Below are 15017 nucleotides of genomic sequence, written 5' to 3'. Positions count from 1 at the left end.
CTGTTTTCGAGAGTTATGCGCGTCATTGATGGAGGCGGAGCATCGGCCAGTGTGGTCCCGCCAGCGGGGTTTACGGCGACACTAACGTTATTCACGGCAGGTGCGATGGGGTTCCTTGCGGTTTTCGCCTTGGCTCTATTGCTCGCAACCGACCGTCTTGCGGATCGTTGGGGGGGCGAATTGGCGCGCACCGCAACTGTACGGATTTCCGCTCCCGCTGGACAAGTAGAAGCACAGACGCAAGCCGCGCTTCGGGTGTTGGAAACGACACCGGGCGTTGAAACTGCGCGGGCCTTTGATGTGGCAGAGCAGAAAGCGCTCCTCGCGCCTTGGTTCGGGCCTGATTTGCCTGTCGAAACGCTGCCGATCCCGCAGCTTATCGAAGTCCTAGAAGATTCTGATGGGTATGATGCCGAGGGATTACGCCTACGGCTCGCCGCAGAAGCGCCGGGCGCTGTCTTAGATGATCACACGCGCTGGCGTCGCCCGCTCATTAAGGCCGCAGAGCGCCTTCGGATGCTTGGCTTATTTTCAATCGCGCTTATCGCGGGAGCCACGGGCGCTATGATCGCGCTGGCGGCAAACTCGGCACTCGCCGCGAACGCCCAGATCATCGCGGTACTTCGCCTTGTGGGGGCACGTGATATATTCATCGCCCGTGCCTTTGTGCGTCGATTTACTGCGCGGGCATTTGTGGGCGGGGCGATTGGCACTCTGCTCGCCACCATTGCGGTTGCGTTCTTGCCCAAGGCCGACACCGCGGGTGGTTTTTTGACGGGACTGGGATTTCAGGGATTACATTGGTTGTATCCCATCTTGGTGCCGATACTATCAGCGTTTGTTGCCTATGGGGCGACACGATTTGCCGCTCTGCGTGTATTGCGAGGTCTGACATGAAGTATGCCATTCAATGGATGCGTTCACTCATATTCATCATCCAAATGTATGTGATGATGTTTGTACTGGCGCTGTATTACACACCGCTTGCCGTATTCAATCGCGACTATGCCTATCACGGTGTCCATACCTATTGTCGCTATGTTCGCTGGAGCGCGAAGTGGTTGATTGGGCTCAAGACCGAAATCCGAGGCGAAGTGCCGACAGATGAAGTTCTGATTGCCTCCAAGCATCAGAGCTTTCTTGATATTATTATGATCGTGTCGGTTGTTCCGCGCCCCAAATTCATCATGAAGGCCATCCTTCGGTATGCGCCTATCTTGGGCTGGTACGGTATGCGGATTGGCTGTGTTCCTGTGAACCGAGGTAAACGCGGTGCCGCGATCAAGAAAATGATCGAGGATGTCAAATCCGGTGCGCAACTACCAGGGCAGCTCATTATCTATCCGCAAGGCACGCGCGTCGCGCCCGGTGATCGTCGTCCATACAAAGTTGGAGTTGGCGTGCTCTATGAACAAACTGGGCAAGCCTGTGTTCCCGCCGCCACCAATGTCGGCGTCTTTTGGCCTCGCCATGGGATTTATCGCAAGCCAGGTACGGCAGTGGTAGAGTTCTTTCCGCCAATTCCACCCGGTACGCCCGTAAAGGAATTCATGGCTGAACTTGCGAGCGTTATTGAGCCAGCTTCGGACAGGCTCTTGGAAGAGGCTGGCTATAAGGCGGGCAGCGACGCCTAGGAGGCGAAATGGATTTTGTTGAGACAGTCGAAGCACTCGAAGAGCGGTATGGCCAAGCGGGTGAGGCATCTCATCTAAAGGTCGCGCCGCATATTACACCAAGCTATCGCGCGTGGATCGAGCGCTCGAGGCTTTGCATTTTGTCAACGGTTGGTCCTGACGGAACCGATGCAAGCCCGCGCGGCGATGATGGCCCCGTGGTGCGTGAGCTCGATCCCGCTACCTTGGCAATACCTGATTGGCGCGGGAATAATCGTATGGATTCGCTGCGAAATATCGTGGTGGACCCACGCGTTTCGCTGATGTTTGTGATTAAGGGAAGTCATAACGTGATCCGCGTGAATGGAGAGGCCAAAATCACGGTCGACGAGACACTTTGTGAGAGTTTCGCGCACCAAGGGCACGTGCCACGAAGCGTGATTATCGTAAAGGTGCGAGAGGTCTATTCGCAATGTGCACGGGCGCTGATGCGTGCGAGAATATGGGACGGTGAGGATCAGGCGCAGGGCTTGCCAACAATGGGTGATATCCTGCGAGAGCAGTCCCAAGAGGTGTTTGACGGCGCGCGCTATGACCGCGAATGGGGAGCACGCGCCGAGAAAACGATGTGGTAAGGTTAGGCTGCGAGGCCTTTTGCACCAAGCTCAAGAAACTTCTGGCGGCGCTCTTTGATAAGCGTTTCAGGTTTCTTTTTGGAGAGCGCAGCGAGGTGCTTTTCAATGGATTTGCCAACGGCCGCAATTGTTGTGTGCGGGTCGCGATGAGCGCCGCCGATTGGCTCTGGCACGATCTCATCCGCTACACCAAGCGTTTTCAAATCTTGAGCAGTCACCCGAAGGGCCTCTGCCGCTTCGCGCATGCGAGCCGCATCCTTCCAAAGGATAGAAGCGCAACCTTCTGGGGAGATAACCGAATAAACCGAGTGCTCTAGCATGACCAGTTTGTTGCCAGCTGCCAGCGCAACCGCACCGCCAGATCCACCTTCGCCAATCACAACTGTGATCAAAGGAACGCCTAGCTTGAGGCATTTTTCAGTACAGCGTGCGATGGCTTCGGATTGGCCGCGCTCTTCGGCGCCCTTGCCAGGAAACGCGCCGGTTGTGTCAACGAGTGTCACGACAGGAAGATTGAAACGATCCGCGAGGTCCATCAGGCGGATCGCCTTGCGATACCCCTCTGGTCGCGCCATGCCGAAGTTGCGTTTGACGCGTGATTTTGTGTCCGAACCCTTTTCCTGACCGATCACAACAACGGCCTGATCGCCAATACGCGCCAATCCACCGACCACGGCAAGATCATCGGCAAAGTTGCGATCGCCCGCAAGTGGCGTGAAATCGGTGAAGAGTTGTTCGATGTAATCAAGGCAATGTGGGCGGTTCGGATGCCGCGCGACCTGACATTTGCGCCAAGCGGTAAGGTTTGAGTACAGATCCTTGAGAAGTTTGTCGGCCTTCGCATCAAGTGCTGCGGCCTCTGCTTCTACATCCATCTCTTCATTTGAGCGCGCAAGTGTGCGCAATTCTTCGGCTTTGCCTTCAATCTCGGCCAAAGGTTTTTCAAATTCGAGATAATTGTTCATTGTCGTCTCCACGCCTATTTGTACGGATATATGACCTTCAACGCGACAATTTGCAATGTCTGTCAGCGTCAGAAACGGCGTGATTTGCATTATGCGAGCGCAAGTGCCGATTTTAGAGCGGTTTCGGGTGACGTTAGGACAGTTTGAGGCATATCCGCGAGCATTCGTGCGGCTCCAGCCATCGAAGCTTGAGCGAGGACGACCGTTCCGATCTCGGGATGGTTCGCCAACGTGCCGCGAATTGCTTTGGCGATTTCTTGCGTGAACTTAGATGTGTTGTTCGCTTGAAACAGCGGCCAAGTGTCGGGCAGGTAAAGCTCGATGATGGGTGGTGTGTTCCCCGCTCTCTCGCAGGCGTGTAACAGGTGCGAAAGCGTGGGGATCGCCGTGCTTTGCAATACATAAACGACCAGGATTGGCGCCGCGCTTTGTGCCGCGATCTCCATCATTGGTGTGTCTATTCTAAGTGCGCCAAGTGCTTCGGCGGCAGGGCCAAGGGAAGTGCAAGTGCAGAGAACCGGCCCCTCGCTATCCTCCACGAATGTCCTCAGGTCGTCGCGTAGCCTGGCGGTAATCCCGTCACGCTGTACAACTTCCAGCCAATCGGCGCGAATATGGTGCGCAAGCACCGCTTGCGGCGCAATCGCTGCGCGCAGACGATCAAACGTTTCTTGGTGCACCTGAGCGGTATGAAGCAAGGTCAGCGGCGCAGACATCACGGCCCTGCGATGAGTTCGGATTGTTGCACAATAACCTCCGCCTGTTTGATGCTGGCGATGTCCACGAGGCGACCTTTATAGACGGTTGCGCCCTCTCCGTTGGACTTTGCTTGTTCCATCGCGGCAAGAATTTCGCGAGCTTCTGTAACTTGTGCTTCAGAAGGTGTGAAAACCTCAATTGCCAACGCAATTTGTTTGGGATGGATCGCCCATTTCCCGACCATCCCAAGGGTCGCAGAACGGCGCGATTGAGCCAAATACCCTTCATCGTCCGAGAAATCACCAAACGGTCCGTCCACAGGCAGAATGCCGTGTGTTCGGCACGCTGCGACAATCGCAGCTTGCGCCCAGTGCCACGGATCGGACCAGTGCTGCTGCCCATCGCGGAGCATGTAGTAATTCTCTTGCGTGCCCCCGATACCGGTGGTTTGCATCCCCATCGAGGCAGCAAAATCCGCTGCGCCAAGGCTCATCGCTTGGAGGCGGGGGCTTGCTGCGGCGATCTCATTTACGTTGGCAATCCCTGCCGCGCTTTCGATAATCACCTCGAACGTAATTGGCTTTTTGCGTCCAGATGCGGCCTCTGCGGCGGTGACTAATGCGTCGACTGCATAGATATCAGCGGCGCAGCCAACTTTGGGGATCATGATTTGATCGAGCCGTTCGCCAGCCTGTTCCATCAGGTCAACTACATCCCGATACCAGAAGGGTGTATCTAGGCCATTAATGCGCACAGAGAGATACTTGTTCCCCCAATCGACATTTGAAACTGCCTCAATCACATTTGCCCGTGCGCGCACCTTATCATCAGGCGCGACGCTGTCTTCGAGGTCCAGATTGATCACATCCGCAGCGCTTGCCGCCATCTTCTCAAACAGCGCAGGACGAGAACCGGGGCCAAAAAGCTGACAGCGATTGGGGCGCGCGGGTGCAGGTGGCTGTAACCGAAAGCTCATAGCAAGAGATCCTAAAGGTAAGTATATGTCGTTTGCATTTAATTTTTTGTTATATAGTTGCGCACATATACGCAAGGAGTTTTTTGCCGCGCAGCACTCTTGGCGGCGGGAGAAGTTTGAGTATTGGGTTTCATTGGTGGGATAATATTCGACGAATGTGTAATATTGTGACCGATATTGCGAATTTTTGATGAACTTTCGTCGTCATTGATAACAAATCCTATGGAAAATAGGAGAAAGTCGCCGCAACAAAGGAGCAATAGCATGATTCCCACACCGTATCTTCTCTTTCTCGGCGATGCGCCGGACAAACTTGCCGCTAAGGTTGCTCAGGGCATCAAGGATTGGCGTCCTGAGAATGCAGTTGGCCAGCTTCGTCTTGAGGGATGTCAGGCCGATCTGGGCCTTACGGATATGACGCTCGAAGAAGCCAAGGCTGCAGGTGCCAAAACACTGGTGATTGGCGTTGCGAACCGTGGTGGCGTTATCTCGCCTGTGTGGAAAGAAGTGCTGATCGCCGCTATTGAGGCTGGATTTGATATTGCGAGCGGTCTTCATAATCTCTTGCGGAACGAGGCGGACTTAGTTGCAGCGTCTATGGCGCATGGTACGAACCTTCATGATGTCCGCGTTCCGGGGATTGATTACCCGATCGCAAATGGCGTGAAGCGCACGGGTAAGCGTGTGCTTGCGGTTGGTACAGATTGCTCGGTGGGCAAGATGTATACTGGTTTGGCGATTGACGCGGAAATGCAGAAACGCGGGATGAAATCCACTTTCCGCGCCACAGGGCAAACCGGCATCTTGATCACTGGACAGGGCTGTCCGCTTGATGCCGTGATTGCGGATTTCATGGCGGGTGCTGTGGAGTATATCTCGCCTGATAACGACCCTGACCATTGGGATGTGATCGAAGGGCAGGGGAGCTTGTTCCACGTTTCTTATTCCGGCGTGACAATGGCGCTGATCCATGGTGGCCAACCAGATGCGATCATCCTTGCGCATGAGCCAACACGCACACATATGCGCGGCCTTCCTGACTATGATCTACCGTCTCTTGAGGCGCTGCGTGATATGTGTCTGCCGATTGCACGGGTTGCCAATCCTGCGTGTCAGGTTGTCGGCATTTCGGTCAATACGGCGGCTTTGACTGAGGACGAAGCGAAAGAGTATTTGGCTAAGGTCGAAGCGGAAATGGGCCTACCGGCGGTTGACCCGTACCGTGATGGCGCAGAGCGTCTGGTGGATGCACTGGAAGCGATGTAGTCTGCCGATATGAAAATCACAGTTACGCCCGATACCTTCCCGCTCGCCGAAGTATTCACCATATCCCGCGGGAGTCGCACGCATGCGCATGTGCTGACCGTGAGAGTCAGCGATGGCGAGCATCAAGGCTGGGGCGAGTGTGTGCCCTATGCGCGATATGGCGAGACGCTCGAGAGCGTAACTGCCGAGATTGAAGCTCTGAATGCTCCGTTTGATCGGCAGACATTGCAGGGGCTTCTTCCTGCGGGGGCGGCGCGCAATGCGGTTGATTGCGCGCTTTGGGATCTCGAAGCGAAAAAGGCGGGCAAGCCTGCGTGGGAGTTGGCGGGGCTGTCTGGTATTGTGCCTGAAATAACGGCCTACACGCTTTCGCTTGCCTCACCGGATGAGATGCGCGCTTCTGCTGCGCGGCAGGCGCACCGTCCGCTGCTCAAGATCAAGCTGGGCACGCCTGATGATATGCCTCGGCTTGAGGCGGTTCGTGCGGGTGCGCCGAAATCGCGGATCATTGTCGACGCCAACGAAGGTTGGACGGCTGAGGTCTATAGCGAACTTGCACCGCATTTGATCCGTCTTGGCGTGGAGTTAGTCGAGCAGCCCCTCCCCGCAGGGAATGACGACATGCTTGCCGAGATCGAGCGCCCTCTGCCTGTTTGTGCGGATGAAAGTGCGCATGATCGCGCAAGCCTTGGCGCGCTCAAGGGTAAGTATGATGTCGTGAACATCAAGCTCGACAAAACTGGGGGCCTGACAGAGGCGCTAGCGCTCAAACAGCAGGCCCTCGCTGAAGGGTATCGCGTTATGGTCGGCTGTATGGTCGGAAGTAGCCTAGCGATGGCGCCCGCCGTACTGGTTGCTCAGGGCGCGATGATAACAGACCTTGACGGACCGCTCCTCTTGGCGCAAGACCGTGAAAACCCATTATTTTTTGACGACTCAGGCGTGCATCCACCTACTTCGGCGCTCTGGGGATAAGGAGAGAACCATGACGCGCACCGTTTATGTGAATGGCGAATACTTGCCTGAAAACGAAGCGAAAATTTCGATTTTTGACCGTGGTTTTCTTATGGCCGATGGCGTTTATGAGGTCACAAGCGTTCTTGACGGCAAGCTGATTGATTTTGCAGGTCACGCCAAACGTCTTGAGCGTTCGTTGAATGAGTTGGATATGGCTTCGCCAATTTCGATGGATGACTTGCTTGAAGTTCACCGCGAGTTGGTTCGCGTGAACGAGATCAATGAAGGCATGGTATATCTTCAGGTCACGCGCGGCGCGCCAGATGATCGGGATTTTGCCTTCCCTGATCCAGAAGTGACACCTTCATCCATCGTTTTGTTTACCCAAAACAAACCGGGTTTGGCCGATGCGCCTGCTGCGAAAAAGGGCTTCAAGGTTATCTCGATTGAGGATATTCGTTGGGGTCGTCGCGACATCAAAACGGTGCAGCTCCTTTACCCTTCGATGGGTAAAATGATGGCCAAGAAAGCCGGCGTTGATGATGCGTGGATGGTCGAAGACGGTAAGGTTACCGAAGGCACGTCGAACAACGCCTATATCGTCAAGGACGGTACAATCATCACGCGCCACCTTGGTAACGAAATTCTGGCTGGCATTACGCGCAACGCGGTTCTTCGGTTCGCCAAGGAAGCCCAGATGAAGGTAGAAGAGCGCAGCTTTACAATTGCCGAAGCACAAGACGCGGACGAGGCTTTCGTAACATCTGCAAGCACTTTCGTTATGCCTGTTGTCGAAATTGACGGTGCGCAGATCGGTACAGGTGCGCCTGGTCCCGTGGCGGGGCGGTTGCGCGAAATCTATCTCGAAGAAAGCCGTAAGGCGGGCATTTAGCCCGCTCTTTGACTAACGTTTTTGCAGGACGTCAGCGAATGCTGCTTTGAAGGCGTCCTGTTTTTCCGAGCTCGCATCGGTCTGGTAGTTCGCTTTCCATTCGGCCATCGTCATGCCGTAAAATGCTTCGCGGGCTTCATCCTTGCCGAGTTCGATTCCGCGCTCCGCGGCAGCTTCTTGAACCCAACGTGACAAGCAGTTGCGGCAAAAGCCGGCGAGGTTCATCATGTCGATGTTTTGCACATCTGTTCGTTCACTCATTAGGTGTTCGCGCAGTGTGCGGAAGGCTGCTGCCTCTAGCTCTAATTGGGTCTGTGCGTCGATATCGGATCGATCGAATTTCATAGGGCACCTCTTCATTTGTCGGGTATAGTTACCCGAGATGCTGCGCGTCCTGAACCAAAAGTGCAACGCATTTATGTCACAGCAGAGTTACAGTCGCGATTTATAGAGCGCCTAAGGTTTGGGCATCTGGAACGTTGTGTTTCCCTTGAAAGTGAGGCATATAGCAGGCGGCCCACCGAAATGACGACATAACACGAGGAATCGACGCCGAATGACACGCGCTCGCAATGTAAAAATCGTGGCTACTTTGGGCCCCGCATCTAATGACTATAAAATGATCCGCGCCCTTTTCGAAGCCGGAGCGGATGTTTTTCGTCTGAATATGAGTCATGGTGACCACGAAGAAATTCGTGCGCGTCACGCCATTATTCGTCAGATCGAAGAAGATACTGGCAAACCGATTGCCATTCTTGCGGACCTTCAGGGGCCGAAATTGCGTTGTGGCGTTTTTGCGAACGACGAGGGCGAAGAACTTGAGGTCGGCGCGAAGTTCCGTTTCGACCTGTCGAAAGAAGCTGGCGACTCAACCCGCGTTCAGCTTCCACACAAAGAGATTTTCGAGGCCCTAGAAGTTGGTTCGACGCTCTTGGTGAATGACGGCAAGATCCGCGTTCGTGTAGAAAAATGCGGCAACGACTTTGCCGACTGTGTTGTTGAGGTCGGCGGCCAGATCAGTAACCGCAAGGGTGTGAACGTTCCTGATGTGGTGCTTCCTCTTGCGGCTCTCTCCGAAAAAGACCGCCGCGATCTTGAGTTCGTTTGCGAGCTTGGCGTCGATTGGTTGGCCTTGTCGTTTGTGCAGCGTCCCGAGGACGTAAACGAAGCGCGTGAGTTGGCCAAGGGCCGTGCCGCGATCCTTTCGAAGATCGAGAAGCCTGCTGCCGTGGCTGCCTTCGATAGTATCCTTGAAGTTTCTGATGGCATCATGGTCGCGCGTGGTGACTTGGGTGTTGAGCTTCCGGTTCAGAATGTACCGCCGATTCAAAAGCAACTTATCCGCAAGTGTCGTTTCGCTGCGAAGCCCGTGATCGTTGCGACTCAGATGCTCGAAAGCATGATCGAAAGCCCCGTGCCTACGCGCGCCGAGGTCTCCGATGTCGCGACTGCGATTTATGAAGGCACAGACGCAATCATGTTGTCGGCTGAGTCCGCAGCGGGCGACTTCCCGATTGAGGCAGTCACCACAATGAACAACGTGGCTGTCGAAGTTGAAAACGACGCGACTTTCCGCGAAGTGATCGAGGCCAGCCGCACATTTGAAGGCGCAACCGTTGCCGACGGTATCGTTGCCGCCGCCCGCGAGATTGCCGAAACTGCGGATATCAAGGCGATCTGCTGCTTCACGCAATCGGGCACCACTGCTGCGCTTGTTTCGCGAGAGCGACCACGTGTGCCAATCATTGCGCTGTCTCCTGTTAAGGCAACTTTGCGTCGTCTTTGCCTAAGCTGGGGCACCAACTGTGTGAACTCGGATAATGTTGAGCGGTTCAAAATGGCGGTTATCGCGGCGGCTCGTGCAGCGCGCGAGAGCGGCATTGCAACCGAGACTGACTCAATCGTTGTAACTGCTGGGGTGCCTTTCAACGTACGCGGTACCACAAATATCCTCAGGGTTGCACCGTGCGATGAACGCTTGATTTTGAATATCGATCCTGAATAATCTACTACATTCAGTTCTCTAAGGAGGCGAATGTGGATACAGATCTATTTTTGGTGATCGGGGTGGTCATCCTGATTTTGACCATCCCCCCAGTTCTGGGCGCGATTTTTGATGGCCGCGCTCTGCGTACTCCGGCGATACTCATCGTGATCGCTGGGAGTATGATTACTTTTGCCATCACTCAAAGGCCTGGCGGTTATGACATCCATGACGTTCCTGTCGCCTTTAGTAATGTGATCGGAAAGTACTTCTAGAGAGCACTTTTCGCTTGCTCCTATGGGGAATGCATCCTATACGACGCGCTCTTCATGCGTGACCGGCCGAGAGTGGCATGCCGAGTCGCGCTTAAACCGAACTTCAGACAGGAGACGGAAATGCCCAAGATGAAGACTAAATCGAGCTGCAAAAAGCGGTTCAAAGTGACGGCCTCTGGTCGCGTTGTCGCAGGCCAAGCTGGTAAGCGTCACGGTATGATCAAACGCTCTAACAAATTCCTGCGCAATGCGCGTGGAACAACTACGCTTTCGACTCCTGATGAGAAAATCATCAAGTCGATGATGCCGTACGCACGTTAAGGAGAGTTTGATATGTCCCGCGTAAAATCAGGTAAGGTTACACACCGTCGCCATAAGAAAGTCACCGACGCCGCCAAAGGTTATTATGGCCGTCGCAAAAACCTTTTCCGTACAGCTACACAAGCTGTGGACAAGGCAAACCAATACGCAACACGTGACCGCAAAGTCCGTAAGCGCAATTTCCGCGCGCTTTGGATCCAGCGTATCAACGCCGCTGTGCGTGCACACGACGAGTCCCTAACATATTCGCGTTTCATCAACGGTCTTTCGTTGGCTGGTATCGAAGTAGACCGTAAGGTTCTTGCTGATCTTGCCGTTCACGAGCCAGAAGCGTTTACAGCGATCGTTAAAAAAGCTCAGGCTGCTTTGGCCTAAGCGTAACGCTCGCGAAGACTCTCTTGTTTGAGAGAAAATTTTGAAGCCGCGGGCCTGTGATGGGTCGGCGGCTTCTTGTGTTTAAACCCTGATGTGATAGCACGGCGGGGGATGAAAATAGGGGTCAGGCATGGACGATCTTAGGCAGAAATATCTTGAGGCAGTTGCCGCAGCAACAGACGAGGCAACGCTCGAAGATTTGCGCGTCGCAGCGGTTGGAAAAAAAGGCGAGATCAGCCTAAAGATGCGCGAACTGGGGAAAATGACTCCAGAAGAGCGCCAAGTCGCTGGCCCTGCGCTAAACGCGCTTAAGGACGAAGTGAACTCTGCGCTTGCGGCCAAGAAAGAAGCCTTGGGGGACGCAGCACTTGATGCGCGACTAAGTGAAGAGTGGCTCGATGTTACCCTTCCCGCGCGCGGCCGCCCCGAGGGCACAATTCACCCCGTTTCGCAAGTCACTGAAGAAGTGATCGCGATTTTCGCGGATATGGGTTTCTCGGTCGCCGAGGGACCGCAGATCGAGAATGATTTCTATAACTTTGACGCGCTGAACATTCCGCCGCACCACCCCGCGCGGCAAGAATTTGATACGTTCTACATGCACCGCGACGAAGGCGATAACCGCCCGCCCCACGTACTGCGCACCCATACAAGCCCTGTGCAAATTCGTGCCATGGAGAAAACCGGTGCCCCGATCCGTGTGATCGCCCCCGGCCGTGTGTATCGTTCGGACTACGACCAAACCCACACGCCCATGTTCCACCAGATCGAAGGCATGGCGATTGGCGAAGACATCTCTATGGCGAACCTCAAATGGGTCCTAGAAGAGTTCTTCGCAGCGTTCTTTGAGATTGACGGCATCAAGACTCGTTTCCGCGCAAGCCACTTCCCGTTCACTGAACCTTCAGCAGAGGTCGATATCCAATGTAGCTGGGTCGACGGACAGCTCCGCATTGGCGAGGGCGATGGCTGGATGGAGGTGCTTGGTTCTGGCATGATGCATCCGAAGGTTCTGCAAGCTGGCGGCGTCGACCCCGAAAAGTACCAAGGCTTTGCTTTCGGCATGGGAATCGACCGCATTGCCATGCTGAAGTACGGTATTCCTGATCTACGCGCATTCTTTGACAGCGATCTACGTTGGCTGCGCCACTACGGTTTTTCGGCGTTGGATGTCCCAACCCTAGCACGCGGGTTGAGCAAATGAACGATCACACAGAGAACCTGAACGATACCTATCCCGGCGCGGGCACCTATCGCTTTGGCGAGAACAAAGCCGACTGCGAAGCGCAACTTGCACTGGTGCGTTCTGGCGCAAAGCGGCTGGATTGCGCAGCACTGGCGGAGTTTGGCGGCGATAAGAACGCGCTTCCCAAGGCGGGACGATGCGATATTGCAACGGAATGGAATGGCGCCCCTGCGCTGGTCACGAAAACCCTGCGCGTTGAGCAACACCGTTTTTGCGATGTGACTTGGGAAATCGTGATGGACGAGGGGATCGGCAATAATCTCGCCGATTGGAAAGCCTATCGTTCTGAATATTTTAGCCGCAACGGCGGTTTTGACCCTGAGATGATGTTGGTGTTCGAACGCTTTGACGTTGTTGAGGATTTGGCAGGGCGTGGCATCACGCCAAAAGAGGATTAATCATGAAATTCACACTTTCTTGGCTAAAAACGCATCTGGAAACAGAAGCTTCGGTTGATGAAATCCTCTATGCACTGACAGACTTGGGCCTAGAGGTCGAAGAGGTCGTCGACCCTGCGGCGCGTCTTTCCGACTTTACCTTGGGCAAAGTTGTTAAGGCCGAAAAGCACCCTGACGCAGATAAGTTGCGTGTTTGTACCGTCGCCACCGACGAAGGCGAGACCCAGATCATCTGTGGTGCGCCCAATGCTCGCGAGGGGATCACCGTGGTTGTGGCGAAGCCGGGCACTTATATCCCTGGCTTGGATATCACCATTCAAGTCGGCAAAATCCGCGGTATCGAGAGCTTTGGCATGATGTGCTCCGAGCGCGAGATGGAGCTCTCCGAAGAGCATGACGGCATTATCGAACTCCCTGAAGGGGAAGTTGGCGATCGGTTCGTGGACTACCTTGCCAAAGTCGATCCCGCAAAAGTTGATCCAATGATCGAGATTGCGATCACGCCTAACCGTCCTGACGCTCTTGGTATTCGCGGCATTGCGCGCGACCTTGCTGCGCGGGGCTTGGGTGTTTTGAAGCCCGCTCCAACGGCAAAAGTTGAAGGTACATTTGACAGTCCAATCAACGTGACCATCGACGAGGATGCGCGCGTAGATGGTTGCGAAGTGTTCATGGGGCGTCTGATCCGCGGCGTGAAAAACGGCCCAAGCCCGCAGTGGCTACAGGACCAATTGAAAGCGATTGGTTTGCGCCCGATCTCGGCTCTTGTCGACATCACGAACTTCTTTACCTATGATCAGAACCGTCCGCTTCACGTCTTCGATGCCGACAAAGTACACGGGAACCTGCGCGTTCATCGTGCCGAAGGTGGCGAGAAACTGATCGCACTTGATGAAAAAGAGTACACGCTTGAGGCCGGAATGGTTGTCATTTCTGATGACAAACAGGTCGAAAGCATCGGCGGAATCATGGGTGGCCTTGAAAGTGGATGTACCGATGAGACAGTGAACGTCTTCCTCGAAGCGGCTGTTTGGGACACCATTCAAATCGCCAAGACGGGCCGTGCGCTCAAGATCAATTCCGACGCGCGATATCGTAACGAGCGTGGCATCGACCCAGCGTTTAACCCTGTGGCGATTGAGCTTGCGACCCAGATGATCCTTGATCTTTGCGGTGGTGAGGCCAGCCATGTTGTGACGGCAGGGCAGGTTCCTGACGTTAGTCGCGCCTACAAGCTTGATACGGATCGGGTTCAGAGCTTGGTGGGAATGGAAATCCCTGCGGAAACACAGCGCGCAAGCCTCGAGGCATTGGGCTTTGTGCTGGATGGCGATATGGCGAAAGTTCCAAGCTGGCGGCCCGATGTATTGGGCAGCGCCGACCTTGTAGAAGAAGTGGCGCGCATTGCATCCCTGACCAAGCTTGAGGGGCGCCCGATGGCGCGCACGAAGGTCGGGGTTCCTGATGCAATTCTGACGCCGATGCAGAAACGCGAGAGCCTTGCACGTCGTACGGCGGCGGCGCTTGGTTACAACGAATGTGTGACCTACAGCTTCATTGACAAAGAAAGTGCCAAGCTTTTCGGAGGCGGCGCGGACGCAACCATGCTGGCCAATCCGATTTCGTCTGAGATGAGCCATATGCGTCCTGATCTTCTCGCAGGTTTGTTACAGGCGGCAGCGCGCAATCAGGCGCGCGGTGTGGCCGATCTCGCATTGTTTGAGGTTGGTCCCGCGTTCCACGGTGGCGAGCCAGAAGAGCAGCATATTCAGGTTGCAGGGCTTCTTGTGGGCGCGACTGGTCCCAAGGATTTGCACGGCGAGCGGCGTTCGGTTGATGTATTTGACGCCAAAGCCGACGCAGAGGCCATTCTGGCCAGCATTGGCGCACCCGCGAAGGTTCAGATTCTTCGTGGTAATAATGCGTGGTGGCACCCTGGTCGGAACGGCAATATCTGCCTAGGTCCCAAGAAAATCCTCGCAAGCTTTGGCGAAGTGCATCCGCGCACATTGGCCAAAATGGGCGTAAGCGGTCCAGCGGTTGCATTCACTGTTTACCTTGAACAACCACCGTTCCCGCGCAAATCCAAAGCAACCCGTGCGGCCCTCGGAGCGAGTGATTTCCAGCCTGTAGAGCGTGACTTTGCGTTCGTAGTGGATAACTCTGTTGAAGCGCTTACGCTTGTAAATGCCGCGGCAGGTGCGGACAAAAACCTCATCACCGACGTACGCGTTTTTGATGAGTTTACGGGCGAGAAGGCCGAAGCACAGATGGGCGAAGGTAAGAAATCGCTCGCGATTACGGTTCGCCTGCAGCCCAAAGATGCCACTTTGAAAGTGAAGGAAATCGAGGCCATTTCGGCCAAGATTCTGGAGAAAGTACAAAAAGCAACAGGCGGCGTTCTGCGCGGCTAGG

17 protein-coding genes are annotated in these 15017 nt (G+C 54.9%); 13 read left to right on the top strand and 4 right to left on the bottom strand.

Going from position 1 to position 15017, the window contains the following annotated elements; all coding sequences use genetic code 11:
• The first annotated feature begins 15 nt into the window (after nucleotides 1–15).
• Genes ACFE33_RS14065 through ACFE33_RS14055 form a run of 3 tightly spaced genes read left to right on the top strand, consistent with a single transcriptional unit; the run spans nucleotide 16 to nucleotide 2248 of the window.
• Nucleotides 16–897 carry a cell division protein FtsX gene (locus tag ACFE33_RS14065; RefSeq protein ID WP_380058733.1) on the top strand — a complete coding sequence of 294 codons (882 nt, stop codon included), beginning with the start codon at nucleotides 16–18 and terminating at the stop codon, nucleotides 895–897.
• Nucleotides 894–1634 (top strand): lysophospholipid acyltransferase family protein, encoded by a 741-nt coding sequence (locus ACFE33_RS14060; protein ID WP_380054642.1) that lies wholly within the window; start codon nucleotides 894–896, stop codon nucleotides 1632–1634. Before ACFE33_RS14065 ends, ACFE33_RS14060 begins: the two co-directional genes overlap by 4 nt.
• An 8-nt stretch (nucleotides 1635–1642) precedes the next feature.
• Nucleotides 1643–2248 carry a pyridoxamine 5'-phosphate oxidase family protein gene (locus tag ACFE33_RS14055; RefSeq protein WP_380054641.1) on the top strand — a complete coding sequence of 202 codons (606 nt, stop codon included), beginning with the start codon at nucleotides 1643–1645 and terminating at the stop codon, nucleotides 2246–2248.
• Between the two features lie 2 nt (nucleotides 2249–2250).
• On the opposite strand, the gene ACFE33_RS14050 is transcribed toward ACFE33_RS14055, so the two are convergent.
• From ACFE33_RS14050 to ACFE33_RS14040, 3 genes are all read right to left on the bottom strand, one after another.
• The gene (locus ACFE33_RS14050; RefSeq protein ID WP_380054639.1) at nucleotides 2251–3213 is read right to left on the bottom strand and encodes an acetyl-CoA carboxylase carboxyltransferase subunit alpha; all 963 of its coding nucleotides are present in this window, start codon (nucleotides 3211–3213) and stop codon (nucleotides 2251–2253) included.
• An 89-nt stretch (nucleotides 3214–3302) separates the two neighbouring features.
• Nucleotides 3303–3929 carry a hypothetical protein gene (locus ACFE33_RS14045; protein ID WP_380054637.1) on the bottom strand — a complete coding sequence of 209 codons (627 nt, stop codon included), beginning with the start codon at nucleotides 3927–3929 and terminating at the stop codon, nucleotides 3303–3305.
• Nucleotides 3929–4888 (bottom strand): L-malyl-CoA/beta-methylmalyl-CoA lyase, encoded by a 960-nt coding sequence (locus ACFE33_RS14040; protein WP_380054635.1) that lies wholly within the window; start codon nucleotides 4886–4888, stop codon nucleotides 3929–3931. The genes ACFE33_RS14045 and ACFE33_RS14040 overlap by 1 nt, the downstream gene beginning before the upstream one ends.
• A gap of 264 nt (nucleotides 4889–5152) precedes the next feature.
• On the opposite strand from ACFE33_RS14040, the gene dgcN reads away from it, so the two are divergent.
• The 3 genes from dgcN to ACFE33_RS14025 are packed head-to-tail and all read left to right on the top strand — an operon-like array spanning nucleotide 5153 to nucleotide 8003.
• Nucleotides 5153–6154 carry an N-acetyltransferase DgcN gene (dgcN, locus tag ACFE33_RS14035; RefSeq protein ID WP_380054633.1) on the top strand — a complete coding sequence of 334 codons (1002 nt, stop codon included), beginning with the start codon at nucleotides 5153–5155 and terminating at the stop codon, nucleotides 6152–6154.
• 9 nt (nucleotides 6155–6163) lie between these two features.
• Nucleotides 6164–7129 carry an N-acetyl-D-Glu racemase DgcA gene (gene dgcA, locus ACFE33_RS14030; protein ID WP_380054630.1) on the top strand — a complete coding sequence of 322 codons (966 nt, stop codon included), beginning with the start codon at nucleotides 6164–6166 and terminating at the stop codon, nucleotides 7127–7129.
• Nucleotides 7130–7139: 10 nt separating this feature from the next.
• Nucleotides 7140–8003: a D-amino-acid transaminase gene (locus tag ACFE33_RS14025; RefSeq protein ID WP_380054627.1), complete on the top strand. Its 864-nt coding sequence runs from the start codon at nucleotides 7140–7142 to the stop codon at nucleotides 8001–8003.
• Between the two features lie 12 nt (nucleotides 8004–8015).
• Here the strand turns inward: ACFE33_RS14025 and ACFE33_RS14020 are convergent, their stop codons facing one another.
• Nucleotides 8016–8348: a DUF1244 domain-containing protein gene (locus tag ACFE33_RS14020; protein WP_380054625.1), complete on the bottom strand. Its 333-nt coding sequence runs from the start codon at nucleotides 8346–8348 to the stop codon at nucleotides 8016–8018.
• 211 nt (nucleotides 8349–8559) lie between these two features.
• Here ACFE33_RS14020 and pyk point away from each other — a divergent pair, with 211 nt between their 5' ends.
• From pyk to pheT, 7 genes are all read left to right on the top strand, one after another.
• A complete protein-coding gene (gene pyk, locus ACFE33_RS14015) occupies nucleotides 8560–10008 on the top strand; it encodes a pyruvate kinase (protein WP_380054622.1) in 1449 nt (482 codons plus the stop codon).
• A gap of 32 nt (nucleotides 10009–10040) precedes the next feature.
• Nucleotides 10041–10262 (top strand): hypothetical protein, encoded by a 222-nt coding sequence (locus tag ACFE33_RS14010; RefSeq protein ID WP_380054619.1) that lies wholly within the window; start codon nucleotides 10041–10043, stop codon nucleotides 10260–10262.
• Between the two features lie 120 nt (nucleotides 10263–10382).
• On the top strand, nucleotides 10383–10583 hold the full coding sequence (rpmI, locus tag ACFE33_RS14005; RefSeq protein ID WP_380054617.1) for a 50S ribosomal protein L35: 201 nt from the start codon (nucleotides 10383–10385) through the stop codon (nucleotides 10581–10583).
• Between the two features lie 12 nt (nucleotides 10584–10595).
• Nucleotides 10596–10958 carry a 50S ribosomal protein L20 gene (rplT, locus tag ACFE33_RS14000; RefSeq protein WP_380054615.1) on the top strand — a complete coding sequence of 121 codons (363 nt, stop codon included), beginning with the start codon at nucleotides 10596–10598 and terminating at the stop codon, nucleotides 10956–10958.
• Between the two features lie 130 nt (nucleotides 10959–11088).
• A complete protein-coding gene (gene pheS / locus ACFE33_RS13995) occupies nucleotides 11089–12162 on the top strand; it encodes a phenylalanine--tRNA ligase subunit alpha (protein ID WP_380054612.1) in 1074 nt (357 codons plus the stop codon).
• Nucleotides 12159–12602, top strand: a complete 444-nt coding sequence (locus ACFE33_RS13990; protein WP_380054611.1) for an ASCH domain-containing protein — start codon at nucleotides 12159–12161, stop codon at nucleotides 12600–12602. Before pheS ends, ACFE33_RS13990 begins: the two co-directional genes overlap by 4 nt.
• Nucleotides 12603–12604: 2 nt before the next feature.
• Nucleotides 12605–15016 carry a phenylalanine--tRNA ligase subunit beta gene (gene pheT, locus ACFE33_RS13985; RefSeq protein ID WP_380054608.1) on the top strand — a complete coding sequence of 804 codons (2412 nt, stop codon included), beginning with the start codon at nucleotides 12605–12607 and terminating at the stop codon, nucleotides 15014–15016.
• Nucleotide 15017: the final 1 nt, after the last annotated feature.

Origin of the sequence: Falsihalocynthiibacter sp. SS001 (genome assembly GCF_042445055.1) — a bacterium.
Taxonomy (GTDB): domain Bacteria; phylum Pseudomonadota; class Alphaproteobacteria; order Rhodobacterales; family Rhodobacteraceae; genus Falsihalocynthiibacter.
Note: the sequence above shows the minus strand (reverse complement) of the source record. Positions and strands in the feature narration are given on the sequence as shown.